The sequence below is a fragment of the Pseudomonas sp. NFPP24 genome (assembly GCF_900112095.1).
Lineage (GTDB): Bacteria > Pseudomonadota > Gammaproteobacteria > Pseudomonadales > Pseudomonadaceae > Aquipseudomonas > Aquipseudomonas extremorientalis.
Map to the genome: position 1 here is coordinate 53,500 of NZ_FOKD01000006.1, position 13,703 is coordinate 67,202.

Below are 13,703 nucleotides of genomic sequence, written 5' to 3' on the forward strand. Positions count from 1 at the left end.
TGGTTCAGGGCCTTTTTAATACCTGGCTATTGGTAAAGCAGGCGCTCGGCGAGTTCGTCGGCCACGCGGGCGGGTGAGCGTTTTTCGGCCTGGGCGTGGGCGAAGATTTCGGTGAGGCGCGTGCCGATGTTGGACAGGTGCGCGGTGATGGAAGGGAGCTCTGCGCCGCTGTGCCTGAGGGCGACGTAGATCAGCCCTCCCGAGTTGATCACGTAGTCCGGTGCGTAGAGGATGCCACGCGCCTCCAGTTGATCCGCGTTGTCGAGGTGGGTCAGTTGTGCACTGGCGGAACCGGCCACGGCGGCGCAGCGCAGTTGGCCGACGCTCTGGCGGTTGAACACGGCACCGAGGCCGCAGGGGGCGAGGATGTCGCACGGCGTGCTGAGCAAGGCGTCATTGGCGATGGGGTGTGCGCCCAGTTGCTCCATGGCCAGTTGCACCTTGCCGTGGTCGATGTCGCTCACCAGCAGTTCGGCCCCGGCCGCGTGCAGTTGTTCAGCCAGGGCGAAGCCGACGTTGCCCAGGCCCTGGATGGCGACACGCAAGCCTTCGAGGTTGTCGCTGCCCAGGCGTGCCATGGCGGTGGTGCGGATGCCGGCGAACACGCCCATGGCAGCGTGGGGCGAAGGGTCGCCCGCAGCGGTGGTGCTGGTGACGTAGCGGGTGTGCTGGGCGATGCAGTCCATGTCGGCCACCGAAGTGCCGCTGTCGATGGCGGTGATGTAGCGTCCGTCGAGCTGTTCGATGCAACGTCCAAAGGCTTCAAACAAGGCGGCACGGTTTTCCACATGAGCGGGACGCAGGATCACGGCGGTGCCACCGCCCACCGGCAAACCGGCCAGGGCCGCCTTGTAGCTCATGCCTTGGGCCAGGCGCGCAGCATCTGCCACGGCACTTTCGTCGTCGGGATAGGAGAGGTAGCGACAGCCGCCAAGGGCAGGCCCCAGACGGCTGTTATGGATGGCAATGACCGCCTTCAGCCCGGTGACCGGGTCGACGCTCAAGTGCAGCGATTCAAGGCGGGTGCTGTGCATGAGAGCAAACATCGTCAAGCTCCCGAGTCACTTCTGGTAGTGGGCCAAGTATAGGCTTGCGGTAGAAAACTGCCGGAATACGCTGGAATAAGCCGGCCGATTTGGTAGGGCTTGCGACATAAGCGCGCAGGATATTTCCCAAGCCACTGGACGAAAATTCCCAGCAAGGCTAAAACGGGGGCATCCGCCGGAGATTGCAATGAACCCCCGCAAAGCCTTTTTCGCCTGCCTGGAAAGCTCCCCGCCCGCGCTGTTTGAAGCAGCGTTGTGGATTGCGGCCGAGCATGACCCGGCGGTGCAGCCATCCGTGATTCTGCAGGAGCTGACGCTGCTGCAACAACAGGTGAACATCGGCATGCCCATGCTGCCGGCGGATGAGCTGGGCCAGCCGTTGCTGCGGCGCCTGAATGACCTGGGGTTTGCCCAGGATGAATTCACCCCGCTGCGCCCCGCCGCCGCCTTGCTGGACAAGGTGTTGCAACGCAAGCGCGGACAACCCCTGGCGATGGGGCTGATCGCCATGGAGCTGGCGCGACGGATGGATATCCCCATGGTCGGCGTGAACTTCCCCGGGCATTTCCTGCTGCGCGTACCCGGCGCCGATCACCTCTTGGACCCATGCGGCGGCCGGCGCCTGTATCCCAATGATTGCCGCGACCTGCTGCAACGCCAGTACGGCCCCAACCTCAAGCTGCAGGCCGACCACCTGCACACCGCCGACCCGCGTTCGATCCTGCAGCGACTGTCCCGCAACTTGCGGCAATTGCACCTGTCCAACGACGCCCCGCTCGAGGCCCTGGTCGACGCCGAACGTGTGCTGGAACTGGGCAATGCCAGCGCCGCCGATTACCTGGCACGGGCCAGCCTGTACCAGCGCCTGGACTGCCCCAACGCCGAGCGCTTCGATCTGGAACACGCGCTGATGCTCAGCGAAGACCCGATCCAGCGCCTGCGCCTGACCGAACGCCTGGGGCATTTGCCGCCCAACTCAGTGGTGCACTGAACCCACGACTTGCCACAGCCAGTTCGCTCGCCGTGTCAGTGATTGGCCGGTGCCTTGAGAATATCGCCGGGAATCGCGCTCTTCGGCCCCCCAGCCCCAGGCGAACGCACCTGGATAATCAACAACGCCGCCACTACCGCCGGTATCGCGCAGAAGAAGAAAATCTGCTCCACCGGGATATGCATCGCCAGCAACATGCTGCCAAACAATGGGCCCAGGATTGAACCAAACCGCCCCACCCCCAACGCCCAGCCCGTCCCCGTGGCGCGCACCTGTGCCGGATAAAAATTGCTGGCAAAGGCATTGAGCGTCAGTTGCCCACCGATGATGCAAAACCCGGCTGCAAACACACAGGCCACCAGGTAACGGGGGTTGTCATGGTTCAGGCCGAGCAGGATGGTGCACACCGCCGCTATCGCCAGCACGCCGGACAACAGCCGCACCTTGCTTTTCAAACGGTCGGCCAACCAGGCCATGCCGATGGCGCCCAAGGTCCCGGCAAACAGGAACATCGAGGTCACCAGGTTGGCTTCTTTCAACGCCAGTCCACTTTCCAGCAGCAGCGACGGCAACCAGCTGATCATGAAGTACAACAGGATCAGGCTGACAAAAAAGGTCGCCCAGATCAGCAGCGTCGGTCGTGCATAACCATTGCGGAACAACTCCACCACCGTCAGTTTGCTGCCCTGCTCCTGTTGGTTTTGCGCCTCGGTGGCCAACGGCGGTTGCCAGCCCGGCAACATCCGCGACGTCACGCTTTGCAGCCGCGCATAAGGCGGAGCGTCGCGCAACAGACGCGGCAAGGATTCCGGCAACAGCCACACCAGAAACGGAAACAGCAGCAACGGCGTCACGCCACCGGCGAGAAACACGGCCTGCCAGCCAAACCCTTCGATGAACCCCGCCGCCACAAACCCGCCTGCCGCGCCGCCGAACGAGAAACCACAAGCCGCCAAAGTCACCATCAATGTGCGCAGGCGTGGAGGGGAATAGTCCGACATCAACGCCATCGCACTCGGCATTGCGCCGCCCATGCCGATGCCACAGATGAATCGGGCGGCCATCAACGTGGTCAGCGAGTTGGCGAACACCATCAGCACAGTCAGGGTGGCGTAGATCAGCACACAGCCGAGCAGGATACGGCGTACCCCGAAACGATCCGCCAGCGGGGTGACCAGCAACGAGCCCAAGGTCAGCCCGAGCAGGTTGGCGCTGAACACCGGGCCAAAGGCAGCCTTCTCCAGCCCCCAGTCCTGGGCCAGCGCCGGCACCACATAACCCAGGACCTGGGCGTCGTAGCCATCGGTCACCAGCAGCAGCGCCAGCAACAGGAGAATCAACCACTGGTAGCGCGACACCGGACGGGCGTCGAGTGCCGCGCGAAAGCTGGCAATCTGATTATGCATCGCAAGGTACCTGTTATTTTTATAAGGGTGTTGCAGGTCAAAATGTGGAAGGGGCTTGCACCCTTCCACAGTGTGTCCTAAGGCGTGTCAGGTTGATTGGCGGGGTGTGCTTTCACAAACGCCGGATTCTGCGCCGCCAATGCCGCCACCCGCCCGATGCGCGGGTACGCCGCCAATGGCACCTTGAAGCGTTCCGCCGCATACAACTGGGGAATCAGGAACGTATCGGCCAGCCCCGGCTGCTCGCCAAAACAAAACCCCGTGTCACCGATCAACTGCTCCACCGTACCCAGGCCCTGGCTGATCCAATGGCCGATCCATTCCAGCACTTGCGCCTCGTCATGCCCCCACTGGCGCAGCAGGTTCTGGGTACTGGAATTGTGCAGCGGATGAATATCGCAGCCGATGATCGAGGCCACCGCACGCTCATGGGCGCGGGTCGCCAAGTCCTTGGAGAGCAGCGGTGCCTGTGGATAACGTTCTTCCAGGTATTCGATGATCGCCGGCGACTGAATCAACAGCTCGCCCTCATCGGTGCGCAACGAAGGCACACGGCCCTGCGGATTGATCGCCAGGTACTCCGGCTGGCGATTGGCACCGCCCGCCGGCACCAGCAGGTTGACCGGTACGGCAGTGAAATCCAGGCCCTTGAGCGCCAGGGCAATGCGCACCCGGTACGACGCAGTGGAACGGTAGTAAGTGTAGAGTTCCATCGCCGGGCCCTCCTAGCGCGCCGCGACCACGGTGCCACGGCATTCGCCGAAGCCGATGGAGGCAAAGCCTTCGCGGCGGCAGCGGGCGCGCAGGATGATTTCGTCGCCATCCTCGAGGAACTTGCGCACCTCGCCGGACGGCAACTCGACCGCCTTTTTGCCACCTTCGGTCATTTCCAACAGGCTGCCGAACTGGCCCGCCTGCGGCCCGGACAAGGTGCCCGAACCAAACAGGTCACCGGCCTGCAACTGGCAGCCATTGACGCTGTGGTGCGCCACCAATTGCGCGACAGTCCAGTACATGTGCAGGCTGTTGCTCAGGGCCAGGCGGAATGCCGGCAGGTTCTGTTCGCGCATCGCGGCGGTGGTCAGCAGCACTTCCAATTCGATATCCAGGGCGCCCGCAGCCTGGTCGCGTTTATCCAGCAAGTACGATAGCGGTTGCGGGTCGCCTTCGGGGCGCGCCGGTTGCGCTGTGCGGAACGGCTCAAGTGCCTCGACCGTGACCACCCACGGTGAGATGGTGGTGATGAAGCTTTTCGACAGGAACGGCCCCAATGGCTGGTATTCCCAGGCCTGGATATCCCGCGCCGACCAGTCATTGAGCAGGCAGAAACCGGCGATGTGGTCCGCCGCGTCACCAATGGCAATCGAATCGCCCATCTCGTTGCCCTGGCCGATCCAGATACCCAGTTCCAACTCATAGTCCAGGCGTGCACACGGGCCGAAGGTCGGCTCGGTCTGGCCGGCCGGCAGTGTCTGGCCCTTGGGACGACGCACGTCGGCGCCCGAGGCGCGGATGGTCGAGGCGCGGCCGTGGTAACCAATCGGCACGTACTTGTAGTTGGGCAGCAGCGGGTTATCGGGACGGAACAGTTTGCCGACGTTCTGCGCGTGCTCGATGCCCACATAGAAGTCGGTGTAGTCGTTGATCTGCGCCGGTACGTGCATCCGGCAATCGGCGGCGCGGTGCAGTACCTGTGCCTCGCGGGTTTGCAATGGGCTGCCTTCGGCCAGCAGTTCCAGCAGACGCTCGCGCAGGGCCACGCGCGGGCCTCGGCCCAGTTCAAAAAATGCGTTCAGTTGACCACCGGCGGTAGCCTCGACGGCGCGGCGGGCATCACCACTGAACTCGTCGATGGCGGCATGCAGATCCAGGATCGAGTCACCAATCGCCACGCCACTGCGTGGCGCACCGCCGTTGATGCTGAACACACCCAGTGGCAGGTTCTGCAAGGGGAAATCGGTGTGACCGTTGGCGGAGGCCACCCAGCTGCGGGTGAGTGTGGGCTGCGTCATGGGTTATCTCCGGTTCGGGTTGAAGGTAGCGGGCAGCGAGGCCCAGCACGCGTCATAAGCAGGTTGCAGTTGCGGGCAGTCCAGGGCGAACTGGGTCGGGCGCAGCACCTGGCTGGTCTCGAACATGAACGCCATGGTGTTATCGATCTTGTGCGGCGCCAGCTCCACGTTGATGGCCTTGGTGCAGGTCTCGCCGTCCGGGCCGTGGGCGCTCATGCAGCTGTGCAGAGATGCGCCCCCCGGCAGGAAGCCTTCGGCCTTGGCGTCGTAGGCACCCTGGATCAGGCCCATGTATTCGTTCATCAGGTTGCGGTGGAACCACGGCGGGCGGAAGGTGTTCTCGGCCACCATCCAGCGCGGCGGGAAGATCACGAAGTCGAGGTTGGCCAGGCCGTGGGTGCTGGTGGGCGAGGTCAATACGGTAAAGATCGACGGGTCCGGGTGATCGAAGCTGACGGTGCCAATCGTGTTGAAACGGCGCAGGTCGTATTTGTACGGCACGTTGTTGCCGTGCCAGGCGACCACGTTGAGTGGGGAATGGTCGAGCTCGCAGGCCCAGAGTTCGCCGAGGAATTTCTGTACCAGCGTCGTCGGTTTCTTCACATCTTCATAGTGCGCAACCGGCGTCAGGAAATCACGCGGATTGGCCAGGCCATTGCTGCCGATGGGGCCCAGGTCCGGCAGGCGCAGGGGTGCGCCATGGTTCTCGGCGACGTAACCGCGCGCTTGCGCGTCCAGCAGCTCGACGCGGAACTTCAGGCCACGAGGCAACACGACGATTTCCAGTGGCCCCACTTCCAACACGCCAAGCTCGGTGGCGATGCGCAGGCGGCCTTGCTCGGGAACGACCAACAACTCGCCGTCGGCGTTGAAGAACACACGCTCCATGGAGCGGTTGGCGCGGTAGTGATGGATGCTGATGCCTGAGGGCTTTTCTGACCCGGAATTAGCCACCATCCCGACCAGCCCGTCGATAAAGTCCGTCGCCTCGCTCGGCATATCCAGCGGGTTCCAGCGCAGGCGATTGGGCGTCACCGCGCCCAGCGGACCACCGGCCAACTGTCGTTCAAGCCTGATAAACGCCGGGTGATTGGCCGACGGCTGGATGCGGTACAGCCAGGTACGCCGGGCTTCGCTGCGGGCCATGGTGAACGCGGTGCCGGAGAACAGTTCGGTGTACAAACCGTAAGGCGCTTTTTGCGGGGAGTTCTGGCCGACGGGCAGTGCGCCGGGCAAGGCTTCGCTGGCGAATTCATTGCCGAAGCCCGACAGGTATTCGAGGTTCATGGATCATCCTCTGCACGGAAGTTGTTTTTATCGTAATCCAGTTACGCATAACGTAATTTGATCACTATCGACCGTCAAGCTATAAAGACGCCCATTCATCTCTCGGATTCTCGTCCCTCCATGGAAAAGCCCCGCGACACCGGTAAACAGAAAGTCCGCTCGGCCGAAGTGGGCACCGATATTCTCAAGGCCCTGGCCGAGTTGTCCCCGGCCACGTCGCTGTCACGCCTGGCCGAACACGTACAGATGCCGGCCAGCAAGGTGCACCGCTACCTGCAGGCGCTGATCGCCTCGGGTTTCGCCGAACAGAACACCGCCACCAACCACTATGGCCTGGGCCGCGAAGCGTTGCGTGTGGGCCTGGCGGCGCTGGGCAGTATGGACGTGCTGAAAGTCGGCGCACTGCCCCTGGCGGAGTTGCGCGATGAATTGAATGAAACCTGCTTTTTGGCGGTGTGGGGCAACCAGGGCGCGACCGTGGTGCAGATCGAACCGGCGGTGCGGGCGGTGACGGTGGTGACGCAGCTGGGTTCGGTGCTGCCGTTGCTCAGCTCGTCCACCGGGCTGGTGTTCAGCGCCTTCCTGCCGTCGCGGGAAACCGTGGAGCTGCGCGAACGTGAGATCCAGGCCGGCATCGCCCATGCGTTGGCGGACGACCAGGCCTACGCCATCACCTGCGAACAGATCCGCAGCCGTGGCCTGCACTTTGTGCATGGTTTGTTGATGCCCGGCGTCGATGCGCTGTCCGCACCGGTGTTCAACGCCATCGGCCAAGTCGCGGCAGTGATGACCGTGGTCGGCCCTACCTCGTTGTTCCATGCCGATGAAGACGGCCCGGCGGCGCAGCGCTTGCTGGCGGCGACCCGGGCCGTGAGTTGGCGCATGGGTTATCAGCCCTGAACTAATCGTGCCATTGGGTCAGGGCCAACGCCACGCGGTTCTCCAGGGCGCGGATCGGCGCGGCGCTGCTCAGGTAGTTGTTACTGATCATTGAAAACACCAGGCGCCGGCCCTGGGCGTCGCTGATGTAGCCGCTCAGCGACGACACGCCGGCCATGGAGCCGGTCTTGGCGTGCAGGTTGTTTTGCGCAGGCGTCCCACTCAGGCGATAGCGCAGGCTGCCACCGGTCATGCGGTCCGGGTTGCCGGCAATCGGCAAGGCGTTGTACCAGGCGTCGAACCACGGCTGTCTGGCGGTGGCCAGCAGCAGATCGGTGAGGCCTTGGGAAGACACCAGGTTACGCCGCGACAGGCCCGAACCGTCGACCTGGCTGAGAGTCGTCGGGTCCAGGCCCTGACGCCGCATGAAGTCCGCCACCGCGGCCACCCCCGCCTGCGCCGTGCCCGCATTGGACGTCTTGCGCCCCATGGCCTTGAGCAAGGCTTCGGACATGTTGTTGTTCGAAAGCTTGAGCAGCGGCGTGATCAGCTCCTGCAATGGCGCCGACTGATGTTCCGCCACGACCTTGGCCGTCGCAGGACTGGCACCGCCGATCACACGACGCCCGAGCACTTGGATGCCTTGCTGCGCCAGTGCTTGCTCAAACAGATTCGCCACCAGTTGCGTCGGCTCCCACACGCTCACCCACTGCCGGCTTTGCTTGCCCGGCGCCAACGCGCCGGTGAGTTGCAGCAGGTTGGTGCCGTGCTGGCGGGTGATGCCGTAATTGTTGCCGGGGCCGCTGACAGCACGGTTGTCCAGTTGCACGTAGTCGGTGGACGGACTCACCAACACGCTGACCGGCTGACCCACCACGGCGGGGGCTTTGGCGGTGACCAGCAACGTGCCCGCATCAAAATCAGAATTGGGTGACACGGTCAGCGCCGAAATTTGCGCGCCGTAGTAGGTGCTTTCGTCGTCCTGGGCCCAATCCACGCCCAGGCGTTCGGCGTCGAAAAAGCTATCGTCGAACACCAGGTCGCCCTGGATCTGACGCACGCCCTGGCCGGCAAGCTGTGCCGCCAATGCCTGGTAGTCGGCGAACTGCGTGGTCGGGTCGCCCAGGCCCTTGAGGTACAGGTTGCCGCTGAGACGCTCGCCTTGTTGCGTGCCGTTGCTCAACAGTTGCGTGGAAAAACGATACTGCGGCCCCAGCACATCCATCGCCGCTGCGGTGGTGAGCAGCTTGAGATTGGATGCGGGAATCAGGCGGGTTCGCGGGTTGTGTTGATAGAGGGTGCTGCCGCTGCGGGCATCACGCACCATCAGGGACACAGTGGCGCCGTTGAGGGCCGGGTCGGCCATCAACTGGTCGATGATGGTTGGGGTGGACGTCTGGGAAACACTCGCGCAGCCACCCAGCAATAAGCTCAAGCCCACCAGCATCCCGCTGGTGGATATCCATTTTCCAAAGTACATCAGTAGCGTTTTCCTAAAGCGGTCAGTGGCAGCAACGCTAACAGCTCCCTCCCCCTGTGGCGAGCAGGCTTGCCCTGCGTTGGGCTGCGCAGCAGCCCCCATCAGAACACCGCGCTATACCAGTTATTTCTCACCGACCAGGTTTGGGGCCGCTGCGCGGCCCAACGCGGGGCAAGCCCGCTCGCCACAGAAGCCTGCTCACCACGGAAGCCAGTTCGCCACACAATAGGCGCATCAGAACTCCAGGGTGCTCGACACCGACACCTGACGCGCATCCCCCATGGACACAAACAACCGGCTGGCCGCCGAGGTGTAGTAGACGCGGTCGAACAGGTTCTTCACGTTGAGCTGGAACTTGACCTTCTGCCCGTCAATCCTGGTGTCATACGTGGCAAACGCATCCGCCACGGTGTACCCCGGCAGGGTGAAATCGTTGGCGGCATCGCCTGCACGCTCGCCGACATACCGCGCGCCGGTCCCCACCCGTAACTGATCGCCCCCGAACACGTTGCCGAAGTCATAGGCCACCGACAGCGAGCCGGTGTGCTTGGCCACGTTCTGCAGGCGGTTGCCTTCCAGGGTCGGGTCCTTGTCCTTGATGTCTTCGGCGTCGGTGTAGGCGTAGCTGCCGATCAGGCTCCACTTGTCGGTCAGTTGCCCGGTGGCGTCCAGTTCCAGGCCGCGGGAACGCACCTGGCCGGCAATGCTGTAGATAGTGTTCGCGCCGGAACCGACCGATACCAGCACGTTGCGCTTGTCGATGGTGAACAACGCGGCACTGGCCGTGATGCGCCCAGGGATGTCGAGCTTGGCCCCCAGCTCCCAGGACTTGGATTTCTCGGGCGTCAGGTCGCCAGTCAGCGTGCTGCCGTCGGCCAAGGCAGCAATGGTGGAGTTGGGCTTGAACGATTCGGTGTAGCTGCCATAGAACGACAACTCATCGGTGTAGCGGTACACCAGCCCAGCACGCGGCACCCAGGCCTGGCCATTGCCGTTGGTGTTGGCCTTGAACGGTACGCCTTTGCCAGCGTATTGGTCGTACATCTGGTAGCGCGCACCGGCGACAAAAATCCATTGGTCGTTGAGGTGAATCGCATCCTGGAAGAACAGCGAGTCGCTGCGCAGCAGGTCGGTCTGGGCGCTGTCGGCGGGGCTGACGGTGGTGCCCGCCACTTCGTTGCCATACACCGGGTTGTTGTAGTTGAAGGTGCCGCGCGAATTCTGGCGGATCAGGTCAGCGCGGTAGATCTTGCGGTACTCATCATCCAGGCCGAACACCACATCGTTCTGCAGGCCGAACACATTGACCTTGCCTTCCAGGCTTGCAGTGGCGAAACGGTCGGTGGTGATCGCTCCCTTGGTGCCATCCATCTTGCGGGTCAGGGTGCCGTTGGTGTTTACCGCGCTGACGCGCACCTGGCTGGCGTCATAGGTCTCGCGGTTCCAGCTGTAGCCGAAGTGGGCTTTCCAGTCGTCGTTCAGGTCGTGGTCGGCTTCGAAGCGGTAAAGGTCGGAGCGACCTTCCATGTTGTTGAACGGTTCATCCAAACGACGTGTGGCCGGGATGTCCAGCGGGTGGTTGGACTTGTCGATGGCGGTGCCACGGTCAAACGGCGTGAGGAACTCGCGGTGCTCATAGGCGAACAGCAGTTGGGTGCTGTCGCCATACCAGGCCAGCGACGGCGCGATCAGGCTCTCGCGGTGGGTGCCGAAGTTGCGCCAGTAATCTTCATCTTCATGGTCGACGATCAGCCGATAGGCCAGGCCGCTGTCGCCAATCGGGCCGGTGGTGTCGAGGCTGCCGCCGCTGCCGTTCTTGCCGTCACCGAAGGTGGAGCCGCGTACGGTCAGGGCGGTGGACTGGACCAGTTCAGGCCTTTTACTGACGATGTTAACCACGCCGCCCGGGTCCTGGATGCCGTACAGCAACGACGCCGGCCCCTTGAGCACTTCGACCCGCTCCGCCGTGGCGTTCAGCGCACGGCCCTGCACGATGGGCATGCCGTCACGCATGATCGAGCCGTTACGGTTGTCGCCAAAGCCGCGCAGCATCACCGCGTCCTGGGTGCTGGCCAGAGTGTTGGCCTGGGTGATGCCGCTGATATTGCCCAGGGCGTCATCCAGGTTGCGCGGGGTCTGGTCGCGCAGCACTTGGGCCGGGACCACGTTGACGGTTTGCGGAGTCTCCAGCAGCAGGCCATGGGAGCGCATCACCGAACTGGTGGGTGGTGGCTGGTAGCTGGTGCTGTCCTGGGCCTGGCTGGCACCGCTGATGGTGGTGGCGCCGAGGTTGACCGCGCCTTCGGTGGGCACCGGCTCAAGGGCCAGGGTGCGAGCGTCGATCTGGCGGAAGGTCAGGCCGGAATTGCCCAGCAGGCGCTGCAGGGCCTGGATCGCGCTCATCTGGCCGCTGACCGCCGGGGCTTTGATGCTGTAGGGCGCTTCGTCGGTGTAGATCACGCTGATCCCGGTGACCCGGCTGAAATCGCTCAGGGCCTGGGGCAGCGGCTTGGCTGCCAGGGCAAAGGTGAACTGGGCGCTTTGCTGCTCTTGTGCCTGCGCCATGCTCAAGGGCAGCACCGCCAGCCCCGATACCGCCAATACCGAGGCTCCCAGCCACTGTTTAACCCAACCGCCCGCCGCTGACTTCATGCTGTGAGAACCCGTGTAGAAAACGCTGTTAATGCGAATAGATCGCAGTTTCAAGCACTACACGGTTGCGCGGTGGTTTTACCTCACTTTTATTTGCAAATATTTTTCCCTACTGCGCCTGGATGCGAAAACCGATGCGCGGGAAATGCACATGCACGGTGCCCGCGCGCTCGTCGGTGCGGCGCAGGATCAGTTCTTCACGCCCGGCAAACAGCAGTTCGCCGGCGACCGGGTCGGTGCCGTAGTCGGTCGCCGAAATGGTCACCTGCTGGCCTGCCTTGAAGCCGTTCAAGTCTTCAAACAGTTCTTCGGGCAGAGCAGCCGGCGTCGCATTGCGCGACACGTCCAGGGCTTGCTCGGCGCTCATCTGAGTGGAGGTACCGTGGCCGAAACCCAGCACACGATCCAACCAGGCGGCAACGGCGGGATAGGCGTCTACCAAAGGCGACGTCACTGAAGAGCCTTTGAGGAACCACAGGGGATGGGCCAGGGCAAAGTCGGCAATCGACGGCTCGCCGAACAGGAAATCCCCGGCCTGGTGCTGCAGTTGCTGATCGATGCGGCCAACAATCGCCGGCCATTGATGCTTGGCTACATCCAATTGCACCCGAGTCGCCGTGCCGCCGCTGAACAGTTTGCTGCGATCCGCCACCAGCACCTGGAGCATTTCCGGCGGCACCTTGGCGAACTTGACCGCCAGTGATTCCGGCTGGAACACCAGCGCCACCGCATGGGAGAACACCACCGAGTCGGCCCAGGCGGCGAAGCCTTGGGTGACCAGTTCCAGGCCTTGGAGAAACAGGGCCGGAGCGGCTTTTTCCTGTTCCAGCCGCCGGGCGATCAGCGCGGTGTCGCAGTAGATATCGGCACCGATTTGCAGCACGGGGGTCTTGCGATAGCCGCCCGTCAGGGCAGTGAGGTCTGGCTTGGGCATCACCGGCGAAATATGCACCGAGCGCCAGGACAAACCCTTGAAGCCCAGCAACAGCCGGGCTTTTTCAGCAAAGGGGGACTGCGGGTAGTGGTGGAGGATCAACTCAGACATGCCAGGCTCCGCGAGAGAAGTGAATCGCTAGCTTAGCCTGCAAACCCTGGCGCGGGCATGATGGGAACTCATCAGTCAAATCAATGAGCCACTTGCCGCCAGGCACTCCTTGGCGCTCTTCTTCAACTTCTTGATCAGCCGTTCCTGACGCAGGGCCTCGCCCTTGCTCGCGCATTGCTCGGTGTACACCAGCGCCACCGCCGGGCTGGACAGGAAAAACCGCGCACCCTTGCCGCTCTGATGCGAGGCGAACCGGCGCACCGGGTCATTGCTGATGCCGCAGTACAGCGAGCCATTGGCGGCGCGCACCAGGTAGACGAACCAGGGTTTGGGGTCAGGCGTATTCACGGATCGATTCGGCAAGGCATAGGAGTTGCCAAGCTTATCAACGACTGGCCTGGAATGCCTTCAAGCCTTTGCGCGCCTGGGCACGCACGGCGTTTTTCACCAGCGGCGTCCACCCCAGCAACAACCCCTTGGCGCCCAAGGCCTGGCGCGACCAGCGCCACAGGTCGAAGTGATCGTGGTGTTCGCAGATCCTGCCGTCGCGAAACACAAAGCGCGCCTGGATATCGTTGACCACTGTGTTGCCAGTGGCGCTGAACAGGTAAGTCGCCACCCAGTGAGCGCCACCGCTACGGTCGTCGCTGCGCACATTGTCGAAGGTCAGGGAGAAATCCTTGGCGCGGGTGGTGAGCATGCGCCACATGTCACCGGCATCCCGGCCGCGCAGTTCGCCGAAGGCCGGGTCGCTGAAGACCACATCGTCGGTGTAGCAGGCCGACATGGCCTCGGCGTCCAGGCGCTGGAACGCGCTGTAGAACTCGGTGATCAAGGCGTTGTGGGCATCACTCATGAACAGGCTCCGCAATTATCGGCATAAGGCCAGCACGATAATCCGCGGC

The 13,703-nt window shown here is 63.2% G+C and carries 12 protein-coding genes; 2 read left to right on the forward strand and 10 right to left on the reverse strand.

Features of this window, described 5'->3' with window-relative positions:
* Positions 1-26: 26 nt before the first annotated feature.
* Positions 27-1,046 carry a Glu/Leu/Phe/Val dehydrogenase family protein gene (locus BM026_RS14175; protein ID WP_071488616.1) on the reverse strand — a complete coding sequence of 340 codons (1,020 nt, stop codon included), beginning with the start codon at positions 1,044-1,046 and terminating at the stop codon, positions 27-29.
* Positions 1,047-1,233: 187 nt separating this feature from the next.
* Between BM026_RS14175 and BM026_RS14180 the strand changes: the two genes are divergently transcribed.
* Complete coding sequence (locus BM026_RS14180; RefSeq protein ID WP_093529080.1) at positions 1,234-2,037, forward strand: SirB1 family protein; 804 nt, start codon at positions 1,234-1,236, stop codon at positions 2,035-2,037.
* Between the two features lie 35 nt (positions 2,038-2,072).
* Here the strand turns inward: BM026_RS14180 and BM026_RS14185 are convergent, their stop codons facing one another.
* The 4 genes from BM026_RS14185 to hmgA form a co-directional block, all read right to left on the reverse strand.
* Positions 2,073-3,443 carry an MFS transporter gene (locus BM026_RS14185; RefSeq protein WP_093529082.1) on the reverse strand — a complete coding sequence of 457 codons (1,371 nt, stop codon included), beginning with the start codon at positions 3,441-3,443 and terminating at the stop codon, positions 2,073-2,075.
* Between the two features lie 77 nt (positions 3,444-3,520).
* Positions 3,521-4,156 (reverse strand): maleylacetoacetate isomerase, encoded by a 636-nt coding sequence (gene maiA, locus BM026_RS14190; RefSeq protein ID WP_093119619.1) that lies wholly within the window; start codon positions 4,154-4,156, stop codon positions 3,521-3,523.
* A gap of 12 nt (positions 4,157-4,168) precedes the next feature.
* Entirely contained in the window at positions 4,169-5,455 is a 1,287-nt protein-coding gene (gene fahA, locus BM026_RS14195) for a fumarylacetoacetase (RefSeq protein ID WP_071488612.1), read from the reverse strand.
* 3 nt (positions 5,456-5,458) lie between these two features.
* Entirely contained in the window at positions 5,459-6,742 is a 1,284-nt protein-coding gene (gene hmgA, locus BM026_RS14200) for a homogentisate 1,2-dioxygenase (protein WP_093119623.1), read from the reverse strand.
* 120 nt (positions 6,743-6,862) lie between these two features.
* Here hmgA and BM026_RS14205 point away from each other — a divergent pair, with 120 nt between their 5' ends.
* Entirely contained in the window at positions 6,863-7,642 is a 780-nt protein-coding gene (locus BM026_RS14205; RefSeq protein ID WP_071488610.1) for an IclR family transcriptional regulator, read from the forward strand.
* A 1-nt stretch (position 7,643) separates the two neighbouring features.
* Here BM026_RS14205 and dacB read toward each other — a convergent pair whose 3' ends face one another.
* The 5 genes from dacB to BM026_RS14230 form a co-directional block, all read right to left on the reverse strand.
* Positions 7,644-9,101 carry a D-alanyl-D-alanine carboxypeptidase/D-alanyl-D-alanine endopeptidase gene (dacB, locus tag BM026_RS14210; protein WP_093529085.1) on the reverse strand — a complete coding sequence of 486 codons (1,458 nt, stop codon included), beginning with the start codon at positions 9,099-9,101 and terminating at the stop codon, positions 7,644-7,646.
* Between the two features lie 234 nt (positions 9,102-9,335).
* Positions 9,336-11,753 (reverse strand): TonB-dependent siderophore receptor, encoded by a 2,418-nt coding sequence (locus BM026_RS14215; RefSeq protein ID WP_093512379.1) that lies wholly within the window; start codon positions 11,751-11,753, stop codon positions 9,336-9,338.
* Positions 11,754-11,862: 109 nt separating this feature from the next.
* A complete protein-coding gene (locus tag BM026_RS14220; protein WP_093529088.1) occupies positions 11,863-12,798 on the reverse strand; it encodes a glutathione S-transferase family protein in 936 nt (311 codons plus the stop codon).
* A gap of 75 nt (positions 12,799-12,873) precedes the next feature.
* Entirely contained in the window at positions 12,874-13,146 is a 273-nt protein-coding gene (locus tag BM026_RS14225; protein ID WP_071488606.1) for a GIY-YIG nuclease family protein, read from the reverse strand.
* A 37-nt stretch (positions 13,147-13,183) separates the two neighbouring features.
* The gene (locus tag BM026_RS14230) at positions 13,184-13,654 is read right to left on the reverse strand and encodes a nuclear transport factor 2 family protein (protein WP_093119638.1); all 471 of its coding nucleotides are present in this window, start codon (positions 13,652-13,654) and stop codon (positions 13,184-13,186) included.
* Between the last annotated feature and the right edge of the window lie 49 nt (positions 13,655-13,703).

Coding starts and splice junctions, on each gene's coding strand:
- BM026_RS14175 (WP_071488616.1), bottom strand. CDS start 1,046: ATGTTTGCTCTCATGCACAGCACCCGCCTTGAATCGCTGCACTTGAGC.
- BM026_RS14180 (WP_093529080.1), top strand. CDS start 1,234: ATGAACCCCCGCAAAGCCTTTTTCGCCTGCCTGGAAAGCTCCCCGCCC.
- BM026_RS14185 (WP_093529082.1), bottom strand. CDS start 3,443: ATGCATAATCAGATTGCCAGCTTTCGCGCGGCACTCGACGCCCGTCCG.
- maiA (WP_093119619.1), bottom strand. CDS start 4,156: ATGGAACTCTACACTTACTACCGTTCCACTGCGTCGTACCGGGTGCGC.
- fahA (WP_071488612.1), bottom strand. CDS start 5,455: ATGACGCAGCCCACACTCACCCGCAGCTGGGTGGCCTCCGCCAACGGT.
- hmgA (WP_093119623.1), bottom strand. CDS start 6,742: ATGAACCTCGAATACCTGTCGGGCTTCGGCAATGAATTCGCCAGCGAA.
- BM026_RS14205 (WP_071488610.1), top strand. CDS start 6,863: ATGGAAAAGCCCCGCGACACCGGTAAACAGAAAGTCCGCTCGGCCGAA.
- dacB (WP_093529085.1), bottom strand. CDS start 9,101: ATGTACTTTGGAAAATGGATATCCACCAGCGGGATGCTGGTGGGCTTG.
- BM026_RS14215 (WP_093512379.1), bottom strand. CDS start 11,753: ATGAAGTCAGCGGCGGGCGGTTGGGTTAAACAGTGGCTGGGAGCCTCG.
- BM026_RS14220 (WP_093529088.1), bottom strand. CDS start 12,798: ATGTCTGAGTTGATCCTCCACCACTACCCGCAGTCCCCCTTTGCTGAA.
- BM026_RS14230 (WP_093119638.1), bottom strand. CDS start 13,654: ATGAGTGATGCCCACAACGCCTTGATCACCGAGTTCTACAGCGCGTTC.